The organism is Streptomyces sp. NPDC033229 (assembly GCF_055576875.1).
The window spans coordinates 104,033-117,375 of sequence record NZ_JBVIQR010000001.1 but is presented as its reverse complement, the minus strand read 5'-3'; the positions used below and the strand labels follow the sequence as shown (position 1 = coordinate 117,375).

11 protein-coding genes and 1 riboswitch are annotated in these 13,343 nt (G+C 73.3%); of the genes, 3 read left to right on the top strand and 8 right to left on the bottom strand.

What is annotated here, in order from left to right; translation table 11 throughout:
* The first annotated feature begins 246 nt into the window (after nucleotides 1-246).
* A complete protein-coding gene (gene sepH / locus ACZ53N_RS00465) occupies nucleotides 247-1,326 on the top strand; it encodes a septation protein SepH (protein WP_469138779.1) in 1,080 nt (359 codons plus the stop codon).
* Nucleotides 1,327-1,499: 173 nt separating this feature from the next.
* Here sepH and ACZ53N_RS00460 read toward each other — a convergent pair whose 3' ends face one another.
* Nucleotides 1,500-2,339, bottom strand: coding sequence for a sulfurtransferase (locus ACZ53N_RS00460; protein WP_469138778.1), 840 nt, complete (start codon nucleotides 2,337-2,339; stop codon nucleotides 1,500-1,502).
* Nucleotides 2,340-2,606: 267 nt separating this feature from the next.
* Between ACZ53N_RS00460 and ACZ53N_RS00455 the strand changes: the two genes are divergently transcribed.
* Nucleotides 2,607-3,410 carry a VOC family protein gene (locus ACZ53N_RS00455; RefSeq protein ID WP_469138777.1) on the top strand — a complete coding sequence of 268 codons (804 nt, stop codon included), beginning with the start codon at nucleotides 2,607-2,609 and terminating at the stop codon, nucleotides 3,408-3,410.
* On the opposite strand, the gene ACZ53N_RS00450 is transcribed toward ACZ53N_RS00455, so the two are convergent.
* The 4 genes from ACZ53N_RS00450 to ACZ53N_RS00435 form a co-directional block, all read right to left on the bottom strand.
* A complete protein-coding gene (locus ACZ53N_RS00450; RefSeq protein ID WP_469138776.1) occupies nucleotides 3,385-4,068 on the bottom strand; it encodes a thymidine kinase in 684 nt (227 codons plus the stop codon). The two genes, ACZ53N_RS00455 and ACZ53N_RS00450, sit on opposite strands and share 26 nt — an antisense overlap.
* Nucleotides 4,069-4,160: 92 nt before the next feature.
* Complete coding sequence (locus ACZ53N_RS00445; RefSeq protein ID WP_469138775.1) at nucleotides 4,161-5,369, bottom strand: alkaline phosphatase family protein; 1,209 nt, start codon at nucleotides 5,367-5,369, stop codon at nucleotides 4,161-4,163.
* Nucleotides 5,369-5,956: a DUF5998 family protein gene (locus ACZ53N_RS00440; RefSeq protein ID WP_356453713.1), complete on the bottom strand. Its 588-nt coding sequence runs from the start codon at nucleotides 5,954-5,956 to the stop codon at nucleotides 5,369-5,371. Before ACZ53N_RS00440 ends, ACZ53N_RS00445 begins: the two co-directional genes overlap by 1 nt.
* 224 nt (nucleotides 5,957-6,180) lie before the next feature.
* Nucleotides 6,181-8,982 carry a bifunctional acetate--CoA ligase family protein/GNAT family N-acetyltransferase gene (locus tag ACZ53N_RS00435; RefSeq protein ID WP_469138774.1) on the bottom strand — a complete coding sequence of 934 codons (2,802 nt, stop codon included), beginning with the start codon at nucleotides 8,980-8,982 and terminating at the stop codon, nucleotides 6,181-6,183.
* Between the two features lie 238 nt (nucleotides 8,983-9,220).
* Between ACZ53N_RS00435 and ACZ53N_RS00430 the strand changes: the two genes are divergently transcribed.
* On the top strand, nucleotides 9,221-9,502 hold the full coding sequence (locus ACZ53N_RS00430) for an HPr family phosphocarrier protein (RefSeq protein WP_130881794.1): 282 nt from the start codon (nucleotides 9,221-9,223) through the stop codon (nucleotides 9,500-9,502).
* A 193-nt stretch (nucleotides 9,503-9,695) separates the two neighbouring features.
* Here the strand turns inward: ACZ53N_RS00430 and ACZ53N_RS00425 are convergent, their stop codons facing one another.
* The 3 genes from ACZ53N_RS00425 to ACZ53N_RS00415 form a co-directional block, all read right to left on the bottom strand.
* On the bottom strand, nucleotides 9,696-10,403 hold the full coding sequence (locus tag ACZ53N_RS00425) for a GntR family transcriptional regulator (protein ID WP_469138773.1): 708 nt from the start codon (nucleotides 10,401-10,403) through the stop codon (nucleotides 9,696-9,698).
* A 265-nt stretch (nucleotides 10,404-10,668) separates the two neighbouring features.
* Nucleotides 10,669-11,472 (bottom strand): M23 family metallopeptidase, encoded by an 804-nt coding sequence (locus ACZ53N_RS00420; protein WP_469138772.1) that lies wholly within the window; start codon nucleotides 11,470-11,472, stop codon nucleotides 10,669-10,671.
* A 15-nt stretch (nucleotides 11,473-11,487) separates the two neighbouring features.
* A riboswitch (cyclic di-AMP (ydaO/yuaA leader) is annotated at nucleotides 11,488-11,641 on the bottom strand.
* A 299-nt stretch (nucleotides 11,642-11,940) separates the two neighbouring features.
* A complete protein-coding gene (locus ACZ53N_RS00415; protein ID WP_469139022.1) occupies nucleotides 11,941-13,308 on the bottom strand; it encodes a M16 family metallopeptidase in 1,368 nt (455 codons plus the stop codon).
* Nucleotides 13,309-13,343: the final 35 nt, after the last annotated feature.

Here is a 13,343-nt window from a genome sequence, read left to right as displayed (position 1 = left end):
ATGGGGCAGCCGTACACACGAAGGGGCGCACTCAACTCCCTTGCCGGGGGTGAACTTCGATGGCGCGCCGATCCACCCCCAGTGGCCCGAATGGAGTACTGTGGCGAGCCCTGGCCCCGGTTATCCCGTCCGGCTGCCCGGACCCAACGGGAGGGGCCCAGGCGGCACTCGCCCCGTCAACTCGGCAATGTTGTGGCAGGCTGCACCCGGGCAGGCCACACTCGACTAGCGGAAGCAGCGACGCACGTGACGTCGGCAGGCACCACCCGGGAGGTCCCCATGCCCGAACTGCGTGTCGTGGCCGTCTCCAACGACGGCACACGGCTGGTGCTCAAGGCTGCGGACAGCACGGAGTACACGCTTCCCATCGACGAGCGCCTGCGCGCCGCGGTGCGCAACGACCGTGCCCGTCTGGGACAGATCGAGATCGAGGTGGAGAGCCATCTCCGCCCGCGAGACATCCAGGCCCGTATACGTGCGGGCGCCTCCGCCGAGGAGGTGGCGCAGCTCGCCGGCATCCCGGTCGAGCGGGTCCGGCGCTTCGAGGGCCCCGTACTGGCCGAGCGCGCTTTCATGGCCGAGCGGGCCCGCAAGACACCCGTACGCCGCCCCGGCGAGAACACCGGCCCGCAGCTCGGTGAGGCCGTGGCGGAGCGGATGACCCTGCGCGGGGCCGAGAAGGACACCGCGCAGTGGGACTCCTGGCGCCGCGACGACGGTACCTGGGAGGTCCTCCTCGTCTATCGCGTGGCCGGTGAGCCGCGCGCCGCGAGCTGGACGTACGACCCGCCCCGGCGGATCGTTCAGGCGATGGACGACGAGGCACGGGCCCTCATCGGCGAGACCGATGACACGCCCGAGCCGAGCTTCCCGTTCGTCCCGCGCATCGCCCGGCTGCCCCGCGACAGACCGCTGGACCGGTCCTTGGACCGGCAGCAGCAGGCTCCCCCGCCGTCGGACGCGGACGCCGTCTCCCCGGCCGAGGAGACCGTCAAGGAGCGGGACACCCTGACGAGCCTGCTCGAAGCGGTGCCCAGCTTCCGTGGCGACATGGTGGTGCCCGAGGCGCCGTCGGTGGCTCCCGCGGTCCCGGCCGAGGGGCCGCCGGAAGAGGCGGAGGCCGCCGAGCCACCCGCACCGGCGGCGAGCGCCGGTGCCGCGTACGCGGACGTGCTGATGCCGCGGTCGGTGGCCGGCCACCGGGACCGGCTGACGGGCACGACGGACCGTCAGGCGGAGGCGGACGGCGTCCGGCCGGGCCGCCGGGCGGCGGTACCCAGCTGGGACGAGATCGTCTTCGGCACCCGCCGCAAGAAACAGGAGTGAGCCGACCGCGGTGAGCCGCCGTCATCCCCCCGCTCCGGTGGGGGGATGACGGCGGCTCACACATTTCGCTCACCCACATGGCCGCCGCCCGATCGGCTCGTTTCCCCGACGGGATCCGTGATCCACTTTCGCGAGCGTCCGGGCCTATTTTCAGCCAACGGCGAGCGGGGCGGTCAGCCCGGCTGAGGACCCGTCGCCACGGGGCGGTTGCCGTCCGCCGTCCACTCGCTCCAGGAGCCGACGTAGAGCGCCGCCGGGATCCCGGCGACCGCCAGGGCGAGCACCTGCTGCGCCGCCGACACACCCGAGCCGCAGTAGACGCCCACCTCCGTGTCCGCCGTGGCGCCCAGCCCCGCGAACCGCCGGATGAGCACCTCCGCAGGGTGGAAGCGGCCGTCCTCGGCCGCGTTCTCGCTCGTCGGCGCGGACACCGCGCCGGGGATGTGGCCGGCGATCCGGTCGATCGGCTCGACCTCGCCCCGGTACCGCTCCCCCGCCCGCGCGTCCAGCAACAGGCCCCGCCGGGCCAGCGCCGCCGCGCCGTCCGCGTCGAGAAGGATCGGCCGCGCACCGGGCTCGGGGACGAAGTCGCCCTCCGTCACCGCCGGGATCTCCTTGGTCAGCGCATCGCCCCGGCCCGCCCAGGCGGCGAGCCCGCCGTCGAGCACCCGTACGGCCGGGTGTCCCGTCCAGCGCAGCAGCCACCAGGCGCGGGCCGCCGCCCAGCCCAGCCCGCCGTCGTAGACGACGACCTCACGGTCCCGGCTCACCCCGGCCCGCCGCATCGCCGCACCGAACGCGGCGATGTCCGGCAGCGGATGACGGCCCCGCTCCCCCGGTGCCCCGGCGAGCTCGGTGTCCAGGTCCACATAGACGGCGCCGGGCAGGTGCCCGGCCTCGTACTCCGGGCGGCCGGAGGGCCGGCCGTGCTGCCAGCGGATGTCCAAGAGGGTCGGCGGCCGGTCTCCGGCCACTGCGCTCACGAGTTGGTCTGCGGTGATGATGGCGTCCATGACCGCCATTCTGGCGTAGTCGGCATTGCGCCGAATGGCCCTCTGGCCAGACCGCGCAAAGCTGATCGATACTGGACGCCCCTGACGCCGAAACGGATGCGCGGCGCGAAATCGGGCATTCTCCTGCGGGAACCCGGGGAATCCGGCGCGGCCGGGGGGTACGTCACCACAGGTGGTGCAAGCATCTGGTCGGGCCCCGTCCCATCCAGAGCGCCACCGACCGGCGCGGGCGCGCGGCCACCACGATGGTCCGAGGAGAGAGTGACGATGACCGAGGTATGGGGGTCCCCCCAGCAGAGCAAGGGGGAGGCTCGGCACACCCCAGGCACCCCTTGCTGGACAAGCCTCCTGGTGCACGATCTGGAGGCTATCCAGGACTTCTACAGTGGTCTGTTCGGCTGGAGCTACTACAGCCCCGGGCCACGCCAACTGGGCCCGTACGTCCGTGCGACGATCGACGGCCGCGACGTGGCCGGGATCGGCGAACTGCTGCCCGACCGCCGGCTGTCGACCACCTGGACGACCTATCTCGCGAGCGACGACGCGGACGCGACCGGGGAGTGGATCCGCTGTTCCGGCGGCACGGTGGGCGTGGGCCCGCTGACCGCGGAGGACGCGGGGCGGCTGGTGCTCGCCTCCGACCCGGCGGGCGCGCCCTTCGGCGTCTGGCAGGGCCAGGAGCTGGTGGGCCCCGCGCTGGTGGGCGTGCCGGGCACACCGGTCTGGCATGAGCTGATCACCTATGAGACCGGCGCCGTGGTGAAGTTCTACCAGGCCCTGTTCGGCTACGAGACGGTGTCGGCCGACCCGTTGGACACCGACTACCTCACCCTGCTCGTGGACGGCCGTCCGGTCGCCGCGATCCACGGCGTGGGGGCGGCGCTGCCCCGCCGCCGGGGCCCGCACTGGATGACGTACTTCGAGGTGGCGGACACCGATGCCGCCGCCCGGCGGGCGAGCGAGCTCGGCGGCCGGGTGCTGCTGCCGCCTCGGGAGGGGCGGACCGGCCGGGTGGCCACGGTCGCGGACCCGGAGGGGGCCGTCTTCACACTCCTACGGACGACGCGTTAGCGGTCGCGTCCACGGGGTCCACCGGCAGGACGTCGGGCGACAGGGCCGCGGCGCGGGCCGCGGCGGCCGTCAGCCGACGGCGGTGGTGACGGCGGCACAGCACCTCGTAAGCCACCACGGCCTCCGGCTGGTTGACGTCGCCCACGACCACCTGCGCGCCCTCGACGACCATCTGTCCGCCGACCGTACGGGCGTTGTGGGTGGCGCGCGCGCCGCACCAGCAGAGCGCCTCGACCTGGAGGACCTCTATCCGGTCGGCGAGTTCGACCAGGCGCTGGGAGCCGGGAAAGAGCCGGGTGCGGAAGTCGGTGGTGATGCCGAAGGCGAAGACGTCGAGTTCGAGGTCGTCGACGATGCGGGCCAGTTGGTCGACCTGCTCCGGGGCGAGGAACTGCGCCTCGTCGGCGATGACGTAGTCCGCGCGGCCGCCGGCGGAGATATGGCCGACGATGTGCGCGTAGAAGTCGAAGCCCTCGCCCGCCTCGACGGAGTCGGTGACCAGACCGAGCCGGGAGGAGAGTTTCCCCTCACCCGCGCGGTCGTTCCTCGTGTAGATCATCCCTTGGAGTCCGCGGGTCGAGCGGTTGTGCTCGATCTGCAGAGCGAGGGTGCTCTTTCCGCAGTCCATGGTTCCGGAGAAGAACACCAGCTCGGGCATGGGAAAGCCAATGCCTTTCATTTTGTCTCGGTCGTCGGCGGGCGGTGCGGCGGGGCGGGCTCGGGGGCGTACGGCTCTCAGGTGCGTACGGCTCAGGTGCGCACTTCGAGGAGCGGCACGAGCTGCTCGACGGGCGTCATGGAACCGTGCAGACCGACCATCGCGGATTCGTTCGGCTCGGTCTCGGAGGCGACGATCGCGATGTCGTCGCGGGCCGCGGCGACGACATCGCCGATCCGGGCGTACACCCGGTCGTCGACGCCCTCCCCGGGCGGTCCGAACCAGCCGGCCTCGATGGTCTCGTCGCGGCCCGCCACCCACATCTGCTCGCCGAGCACCTCGCGCCACACCGCGAGCACATCGTTGGCGGCACCGGGCACGGCGTACACATGGCGGGCCCGGGCCTCGCCGCCGAGCAGGGCGACCCCGGCGCGCAGCTCCCAGTCCTCGTCGAAGTCGATGCGCGACTCCGGGTCGAAGGGGATGTCGATCATGCCGTGGTCGGCGGTGACGTACAGCGCCGAGCGGGGCGGCAGCTGCTCGGCGAGTCGCTGGGCGAGCCGGTCCACGTACATCAACTGGCCGCGCCACTCGTCGGAGTCGACACCGAAGCGATGGCCCTTGCCGTCGACCTCGCTGTAGTAGGTGTAGACGAGCGAGCGGTCGGCGGCGGCGAGCCGGTCGGCCGCGAGGTCCATCCGGTCCTCGCCGGAGAGCCGGCCGTGGAAGGTGCCGCCGCTCAGCGCGATCTTCGTCAGTGGGGTGTGCTGGAAGTCGGGCGCGGAGACCTGGCAGGTGTGCACCCCGGCGGCGTCCGCGAGTTGGAAGACGGTCGGGTACGGCTGCCACACGTGCGGGTCGGTCCACGGCCGCCAGCGCAGCTGGTTCATCAGCTGCCCGGTGGCGGGGTCGGCGACGGTGTAGCCCGGCAGACCGTGGGCGCCGGGCGGCAGACCGGTGCCCACCGAGGCCAGCGAGGTGGCCGTGGTCGACGGGAAGCCCGCGGTCATGGGCTCGCCGGTGCCGTTCATGGACGTGCCGAGCAAGGAGTGCAGGAACGGCGCCTCCGCCGGGTGGGCGCGCAGCAGCTCCCAGCCGAGACCGTCGATGAGGAAGACGCAGACCCGGTCGGCGGACGCGAGGTCCATGCCGGCGGGGAGGCCGGGGACGCCCATGCCGGACGCGATGGTGGGCAGCAGGTCGGCGAGCGAGCCGCTGCCGTAGCGCGGGAGCGGGGCGGAGCGGGGGTCGAGCGGGGCGGGCTCGTGCCAGGCGGAGCCCGCCGTCGTCAGGTGTGTCATCAGCGGGCGGTGGCCGCGGTCGCCTCGGAGAGCGCCTGGGCGAAGGCCAGGGTCTGGCGGACGGTGTCCGGACCGTCGCCCGCCTCGCTGACGCGCAGGCTCAGGTCGTCGGCGGTCGACGAGCCGGTGTAGCCGTGGTCGGCGTCGCAGTTGGGGTCGCCGCAGGCGGCGGGCTCCAGGTCGATCCGGGAGACCGCGCCCCAGCCGATGGTGAGGACGACCTCGCGCGGCAGGGTGCCGGGGGTGTACGACTCGGGGTTGGCGACGACGCGGCTGAGCACGACCGAGGAGATCCGGCCGATCTTCACGGACTCGGTCGAGGTGGTGGCGTACGGGGACGGCGACGTGGCGTCGGCGGCCTGCTCGTCGGTGTGGCTGACGATGAAGCGCGTGCCGGTCAGGACGAGGACCGTGACGTGGCGGCGGACCTCGTTCGAATCGAAGGTCGTCTCCTGGTGGACCAGGTACGAAACGATCGGCTCCCCGCCCACGGCGGCCTCCACCGCCTCGGCCACGAGGGCCGGGTAGTAGCCGCTGCGCTCGATCGCCGCGCGCAGCCCCTGGGTCGTCGTACCGGTCTTCGCCATACGCCCATCCTACGGGGCGTCCGCGGCCTCTCCGCCGCCGATGCCCGCCCGGGCGCACCACCGCTGCGCGGCGGTGTCCTCAAACTCCCCCAGCTATCGCTGGGAGGTGCCCCCAGCGGGCTTGAGGTGGCTGAGCTCAGCCACAACCAGCCCGTCCGGCGTTTGAGGACGCGCCCGCAGGGCGCTCGCCGCCGCAGGCGGCCCAAAGATCCGCCGGACAGGCCCTAGTACGCCGGCAGGCTGCGCGGGCCGAGATCCGTGCGGGCCGGGGGCGGGGCGAGGCGTAGGGACGCGCCGAGCACGTGGACGCCGTGCGGGGCGACGATCACGGGCTCCAGGTCGGCGCCCACGACCTCGGGGTGGTCGTCCACCAGGCGCGAGACGCGCAGCAGCAGTTCCTCGAGGGCTCCGGTGTCCACAGGGGCGGAGCCGCGCCAGCCGAAGAGCAGCGGCGCGGTGCGGATCGAGCGGATCAGTTCGGCGACGTCCCGGTCGGTCGCCGGGACGAGGCGGTGGGCCGTGTCGCCGAGCAGCAGGGACGGCGCCCCCGCCAGCCCGAAGGAGAGCACCGCGCCGGCCGCCGGGTCGATCGCGGCCCGTACGACCGTGTCGACGCCGCGCGGGGCCATCGACTGCACCACCAGCCGGGTCTCCTCGGGCTTGCCGAGCAGCTCGGTCAACTCCGCGTAGGCCCTGCGCAGTTCTCCTTCGCCGCCCAGGTCGAGCCGGACGCCACCGAGGTCGGCGCGGTGGCGCAGGTGCGGGGCGGTGGGCTTGAGGGCCACGGGGAACCCGAGCCGGTGTGCCGCGCGGACGGCGCCGTCGGGGTCGGGCGCGGCCAGGGCGGGCAGCACGGCGATCCCGTACCGGGCGAGCAGCCGCTGGGTGTCGGCGGCGGACAGGGTGACGGCCCGGGCGCCGCCGGGCGGCGAGGAGGCCGCGCCGTGGGCGGTCAGCAGCACGTCGATGTCGGCGGCCGCCCCGGCCTCGTCGATGTCGTCGTACTCGGGCACCCGGCCGGGCTCCGCGAGCTGCCGCCGCCAGCGCGCGTAACGCGCGGCCTCGGCCAGCGCCCGTACGGCGCGCTCGGCCGCGGGGTAGGCGGGTATCCGCACGGCGGGCGCGCTGCCGGCGGCGCCGGGCGACCGCTGCGGGTCGCCGGCGGGCACCGTCGGCTCGGCCGCCAGCGCCTCGGCGAGGCCCTCGATCTCCAGGTGGACGACGGTGACGGGCTTGGCGGCCGGGCAGTCGGCCACCGCTTCGCGCAGGGCGGTCGCGAGGTCGGCGGCGGAGGCGTCGCCCACCCAGGGGATCGCGGTGACCACCACCGCGTCGCTCCCGCCGTCCGCCAGGGCCTCGGCGAGGGCCGCCCGGAAATCGGCGGGCCCCGCGGCCGTGGTGAGGTCGCGCGGGGGCAGCGGGCGCAGGCCCTCCGTGAGACAGGCGTCATAGGTGAGGAGGGCGAGCGACTCGGAATTGCCGAGGATGGCCACGCGCGGACCCGCGGGCAGCGGCTGGGAGGCGAGGAGCAATCCGGCGTCGGCGAGCTCGGTGACCGTGTCGACGCGTATCACGCCCGCCTGCCGCAGCAGGTCGGAGACGGTGGCGTCGGGGATGCGGGTGGTGGGGACGGCGTGCCCGGTGGGGGCCGCGCCGCCGTGGCGGGCGCCCTTCACGACGACGACCGGCTTACGGGCCGCGGTGCGCTTGGCGAGGCGGGTGAACTTCCGGGGATTGCCGATCGATTCCAGATACATGAGGGCGACGTCGGTGTCCGGGTCGTCGTGCCAGTACTGGAGGAAGTCGTTGCCGGAGACGTCGGCGCGGTTTCCCGCGGAGACGAAGGTCGAGACGCCGACCAGTCCGGCGGCGCGCCGGTGCAGCCCGGAGAGCAGGGCGATGCCGATCGCGCCGGACTGGCTGAACAGCCCGAGCCGCCCGGCCGCGGGCAGCTCGGGCGACAGGGAGGCGTTGAGCCGGACGCCCTCGGCGGTGTTGATGAGGCCGAAGGCGTTGGGGCCGACGATGCGCATGCCGTACGAGCGGGCCTGGCGGACCAGTTCGCGCTGGCGGGCGCGGCCGTCGGGGCCGCTCTCGGCGTATCCGGCGGAGAGGACGACAAGGCCCTGCACGCCGTGCTCGCCGCACTCGGCGACGACGGACGGCACCGCGGCGGCGGGCACGGCGACGACGGCGAGGTCGACGGGGTCGGTGATGTCGAGGACCGAGCGGTGGGCGGGAACGCCCTCGGGTTCGAGGACGGAAAGCCCCTCGGGAAAGGCCTGGTTGACCGCGTGCGCGCGTCCCGTGAAGCCGCCCGCCAGGACATTGCGCAGGACGGTGCGGCCCATGCCGCCCGCCTCGCGGCCCGTGCCGATGACGGCGACGGAGCCGGGGGCGAGGAGGCGCTGGACGGAGCGGGCCTCGGCGCGCTGCTCGCGGGCCCGCTGGACGGCGAGCGACCGGTCGGTGGGCTCGAGGTCCAGCTCCAGGCGGACGACGCCGTCCTCGAAGCTGCGCTTCTGGGTGTAGCCCGCGTCCGTGAACACCTTGATCATCTTGGTGTTGGCGGGCAGCACCTCGGCGGCGAAGCGCCGGATGGCGCGCTCGCGGGCGACGGCCGCGATGTGTTCGAGCAGCGCGGAGGCGACACCACGGCCCTGGTGGGCGTCCTGGACGAGGAAGGCGACCTCGGCCTCGTCGGCGGGAGCGGTGGCGGGCATGCCCCGGGCGTCGATGCGGTCGTAGCGGACGGTGGCGATGAACTCGCCCCCGACGGTGGCGGCCAGGCCCACCCGGTCGACGTAGTCGTGGTGGGTGAATCGGTGCACGTCCCGGTCGGAGAGCCGGGGGTAGGGGGCGAAGAAGCGGTAGTACTTCGACTCGTCCGAGACCTGTTCGTAGAAGCTGACCAGGCGGCCCGCGTCGTCGGCGGTGATGGGGCGGACCTGGGCGGTGCCGCCGTCGCGCAGCACGACGTCGGCTTCCCAGTGGGTCGGGTACGCGTGCTCGGACGGCGTCTGCATGGGGCCAGCGTACGGCCGGGGACCGACAACGGTCCCGGCTCACCCCCGGTGGCGCGGGCAGGGTGGGGCCGTTGTCGCCCGGGAGGCGTCGGGGCGTCGTGCGGGAGGCGTCCGGGCGATGTCGGGGGTGTCGTGCGAGGTGTCGGTGCGAGGTGTCGTGGGGAGCACCACACCGGAGCACCGCCGCCCCCGTGAGACACTGGTCTAGACAACCAATAGCGACTTGAAGGGCAACACCATGGTTGAGCGCCGCGTCAACGTCGGCTGGGCCGAGGGCCTGCACGCCCGCCCCGCGTCGATCTTCGTCCGTGCGGCGACGGCCGCCGGCGTCCCCGTGACGATCGCCAAGGCCGACGGCAGCCCCGTCAACGCCGCGTCGATGCTGGCCGTGCTGGGCCTGGGCGCCCAGGGCGGCGAGGAGATCGTCCTCGCCACCGAGGCGGAAGGTGCCGAGGCCGCGCTCGACCGTCTGGCCAAGCTGGTCGCCGAGGGGCTCGAGGAGCTTCCGGAGACCGTCTGATGCACCGCGCTTCGCGCGCGGCGGGGCCGCGGCGGCCGATCGGGGTCGTCGCGGCCCCGCTCTTTTGTTGTGCGGCCCCGTTTGTTCTGCGCGGGCACATGAGGCCGTTTCGCGCGGGCACATGAGGCCTGAATTCGCACCGGGAATACCGGCCCCTCACCCCTCGACGGCGCGTTGAAATAGCGCATCCTTGTTAAGAGCGAGCGCTCACCGTGTTTACGGATTGTTTCGGATTTCGCATTCGCCCGGCCCGACCCACGTGCACCGCACGCCGCAGCCGGTATTCACCCGGCGGCCGGCCGGCCCGCGCCTCGGCCAGCGCCCGGGCCCGCTCGGCGTCGCCCCGGGCGACGGCGTCGACGAGAGCCCCGTGGGCGTCCCAGATCTCGACGGGCCGCAGCGGGGTCTCCGGTGCGTAGACCCAGGCGATCTTGAGTCGTAGCTGGGTGAGCAGGGCGGCGAGGCTGGGGCTGCCGGAGGCCTGGGCGAGCGTCTCGTCGAACCAGTCGCCGAGGGGGCACAGTTCCGCCGTACGACCGCCCCGGGCGCGCTCCCGCCCCAGCCTGACCAGCCCGCGCAGCACCTTCAGATGGGCCTCCGTGCGGCGCTGCGCGGCACGTGCGGCGCCGAGCGGCTCCAGCAGGGCGCGGACGTCGAGCAGATCGGCGGCCTCCCGCTCGGTGGGTTCGGCGACACAGGCCCCGGCGTGCCGACGGGTGGTCACGAACCCCTCGGAGGCGAGGGTGCGCAGGGCCTCGCGCACCGGCACCCGGGAGACGCCGTAACGGCGGGCCAGTAACTCCTCGATGAGCCGACTGCCGGGCGGGTGGGCCCCGGAGACGATGTCGTCGCGGATCGCCGCGCAGACGGCGTGCGCGGAAATGCGGCTGCCTTCTCGCACTGCGTCGCCATTGCCGGTCACGTGGGGCCCCGCATCAGTGAACCTCCGCCTTAATCCCCGCGAAACGCGGCTGATTGACGTCTGTTCGGCGACTCTATTGCAATGCCGTGCGATTTCCGATGGGAGCCGGGAATCCATGGCTATTTTTTGGCCAACGCGCCGGTGGATACTCCCGGTCGACGCGCCCGGCCAACACGAAGGCCCCGGCGGGAGCCGGGGCCTTCGTCAAGCGATGTGCGCGGGACTTCCGTCCCGGACGCGTCGATCAGACGCTGACGCCGTGCGCGCGCAGGTAGGCGACGGGGTCGATGTCGGAGCCGTAGTCGGCACCCGTACGGGCCTCGAAGTGCAGGTGCGGGCCGGTGACGTTGCCCGTGGAGCCGGAGATGCCGATCTGCTGCCCCGCGGTGACCGTCTGACCGGCGCTGACGCTGATCGAGGAGAGGTGGCCGTACTGCGTGTAGGTGCCGTCGTTGTGCTTGATGACGACGTTGTTGCCGTACGCGCCGCCCCAGCCGGCCTCGACGACGGTGCCGGCGCCCACGGACTGCACCGTGGTGCCCTCGGCGGCGTGGAAGTCGACGCCGGTGTGGCTGCCGGAGGACCACAGGCCGCTGGAGGCCTTGTACGAGGTGGAGACGTAACTGCCGTCGATCGGGGAGACGTAGGCGTTGAGGCGCTTGCGCTCCTCGTCGCGGGCGACGCGCTCCTTCTCGGCACGCTCGGCCTCGGCCTTGCGCTTGGCCTCGTCCGCACGCTGCTTGGCGTCCGCGGCCTTCTGCTTCGCGTCGGCCTCCGCCTTCAGCCGCGCCTCGGCCTCGTAGGCGGCACTCTGCTGGGTGTCGGCCTGGGCGTCGATCCGGTCGGCGGTCTCGTCACCCATGACGACGGCCTGGGTGAGGCCCGTGTCCTGGACGCGCGGGGCGTCGTCGGTGGCGGCGAGCGCGGGAGCGGCGAAGCCCGCGACCACACCGGTGGCGGTGAGCGTGGCGATGCCCGCCACGTTCGCGCTGACGCGGACGGCGCGGCTCGGACGACGATGCTTGCCGGTGGCACCTATGAACGCCATGGGTGTGTGGCCATTCCTTTCCTTCCTTCTCGCCTACCGGGTTAGCTGACGGGTTCGGAGCAGGAAGGTCTCCTACGGTTCCCTCCGGAAAGGGACCCGATTCACCCCAGGGACTGTGGGTCCCCGGCTCCCCTGGCTCGCGCCATTGGGGACTCGGCGATGACTGACCGGTGCCGCGGATGCGACTCACATCTGACGGTCAGCCGGACTGACGCTAATCGGGGTGCGTTTCGATCGACAAACAGAACTGAGGTTTTGTGGCGTACACCACACGCCAGACATGCAACCTCTCCTTCAAAACGGACATAAGGGAGGCACGCGAGTCCCGTTGACCTCGCGTGCCTCCCTTATGCGCTTATCTACGGACCAGTTGGCCGCACCACGCGGACGCCGCCGGGTGCCGTCGACCGCGAACCGGCCACGAACCGGCCACGACTGTCCGCGACCGGTCGCTGCTCCGACGTGCCGTCAGCCCTGGACGACCGTCACCGCTCCGATGCCCAGCGCCTTGACCGGCTCCAGGATCTCCGCGGCGTCACCGACGAGGACCGTCACGAGGCGGTCGGCCGGGAACGCGCTCACGACGGCCGCGGTGGCCTCCACGGTCCCCGTCTCCGCGAGGCGCTCGTACAGCCGCGCCTGGAAGTCATCCGGGAGGTACTGCTCGACCTGGTCGGCGAGCGTGCCCGCGACGGCGGCGGCCGTCTCGTACTTGAGCGGGGCGACGCCCACGAGGTTCTGCACGGCGACGTCGCGCTCGGCGTCGGTCAGCCCCTCGGCGGCCAGGGTGCGCAGCACGGTCCACAGGTCGGCCAGCGCCGGGCCGGTGGACGCGGTGTCCACGGAGCCGCTGATGGCGAGCATCGCGGCGCCGGTGCCGTCGGGCGCCGAGCGGAGCACCTGGCCGAAGGAGCGCACGCCGTAGGTGTAGCCCTTCTCCTCGCGCAGGACGCGGTCCAGGCGGGAGGTGAGGGTGCCACCGAGGCAGTACGTGCCGAGCACCTGGGCGGGCCAGACGCGGTCGTGCCGGTCGCCGCCGATCCGGCCGATGAGGAGCTGGGTCTGCACCGCGCCGGGGCGGTCGACGATCACGACGCGGCCGGAGTCGTCCGCGGTGATCGGCGGTACGGGCCGAGGTTCGGCGGCGGAGCCGGTCCACGCGCCGAGGGACTCGGCCAGCGCCTTGTCGAGGTCGACGTCGGTGAAGTCGCCGACGACCACGGCGGTCGCCGTGGCGGGGCGGACGTGCGCCTCGTAGAAGGCGCGGACGGCGGCGGCGTCGATGCGCTCGACGGTCTCCTCGGTGCCCTGGCGGGGGCGGGACATCCGGGACTCCACGGGGAAGAGCTCCTTGGAGAGCGCCACGGCGGCCCGGCGGGCCGGGTTGGCCAGCTCGTGCGGGATCTCGTCCAGCCGGTTGCGGACGAGGCGCTCGACCTCGCCGTCGGGGAACGCGGGGGCGCGCAGGGCGTCGGCGAGCAGGCCGAGCGCCTTGTGCAGCCGGGAGGCCGGGACCTCCAGGGAGACCCGGACGCCGGGGTGGTCGGCGTGCGCGTCGAGGGTGGCCCCGCAGCGCTCCAGCTCGGCCGTGAACTCCTCGGCGGTGTGCTTGTCGGTGCCCTCGGTCAGGGCGCGCGCCATGATCGTGGCGACACCGTCGAGCCCCTGCGGCTCGGCGTCCAGGGGGGCCGCGAGGTTGATCTCGACGGCGACGACCTGCTGGCCGGGGCGGTGGCAGCGCAGCACGGTGAGGCCGTTGGACAGCTCACCGCGCTCGGGGGCCGGGAAGGCCCACGGGGTGGCCTCGCCGGGCTGCGGCCGGGGGTGGAACTCCATCGAAGGGCCTGCGGTCTGCGTGCTGCTCGCGGGTG

Coding starts and splice junctions, on each gene's coding strand:
- ACZ53N_RS00420 (WP_469138772.1), bottom strand. CDS start 11,472: ATGGCGTTCATAGGTGCCACCGGCAAGCATCGTCGTCCGAGCCGCGCC.
- ACZ53N_RS00450 (WP_469138776.1), bottom strand. CDS start 4,068: ATGCCCGAGCTGGTGTTCTTCTCCGGAACCATGGACTGCGGAAAGAGC.
- ACZ53N_RS00415 (WP_469139022.1), bottom strand. CDS start 13,308: ATGGAGTTCCACCCCCGGCCGCAGCCCGGCGAGGCCACCCCGTGGGCC.
- ACZ53N_RS00435 (WP_469138774.1), bottom strand. CDS start 8,982: ATGCAGACGCCGTCCGAGCACGCGTACCCGACCCACTGGGAAGCCGAC.
- ACZ53N_RS00440 (WP_356453713.1), bottom strand. CDS start 5,956: ATGGCGAAGACCGGTACGACGACCCAGGGGCTGCGCGCGGCGATCGAG.
- ACZ53N_RS00455 (WP_469138777.1), top strand. CDS start 2,607: ATGACCGAGGTATGGGGGTCCCCCCAGCAGAGCAAGGGGGAGGCTCGG.
- ACZ53N_RS00445 (WP_469138775.1), bottom strand. CDS start 5,369: ATGACACACCTGACGACGGCGGGCTCCGCCTGGCACGAGCCCGCCCCG.
- ACZ53N_RS00460 (WP_469138778.1), bottom strand. CDS start 2,339: ATGGACGCCATCATCACCGCAGACCAACTCGTGAGCGCAGTGGCCGGA.
- ACZ53N_RS00430 (WP_130881794.1), top strand. CDS start 9,221: ATGGTTGAGCGCCGCGTCAACGTCGGCTGGGCCGAGGGCCTGCACGCC.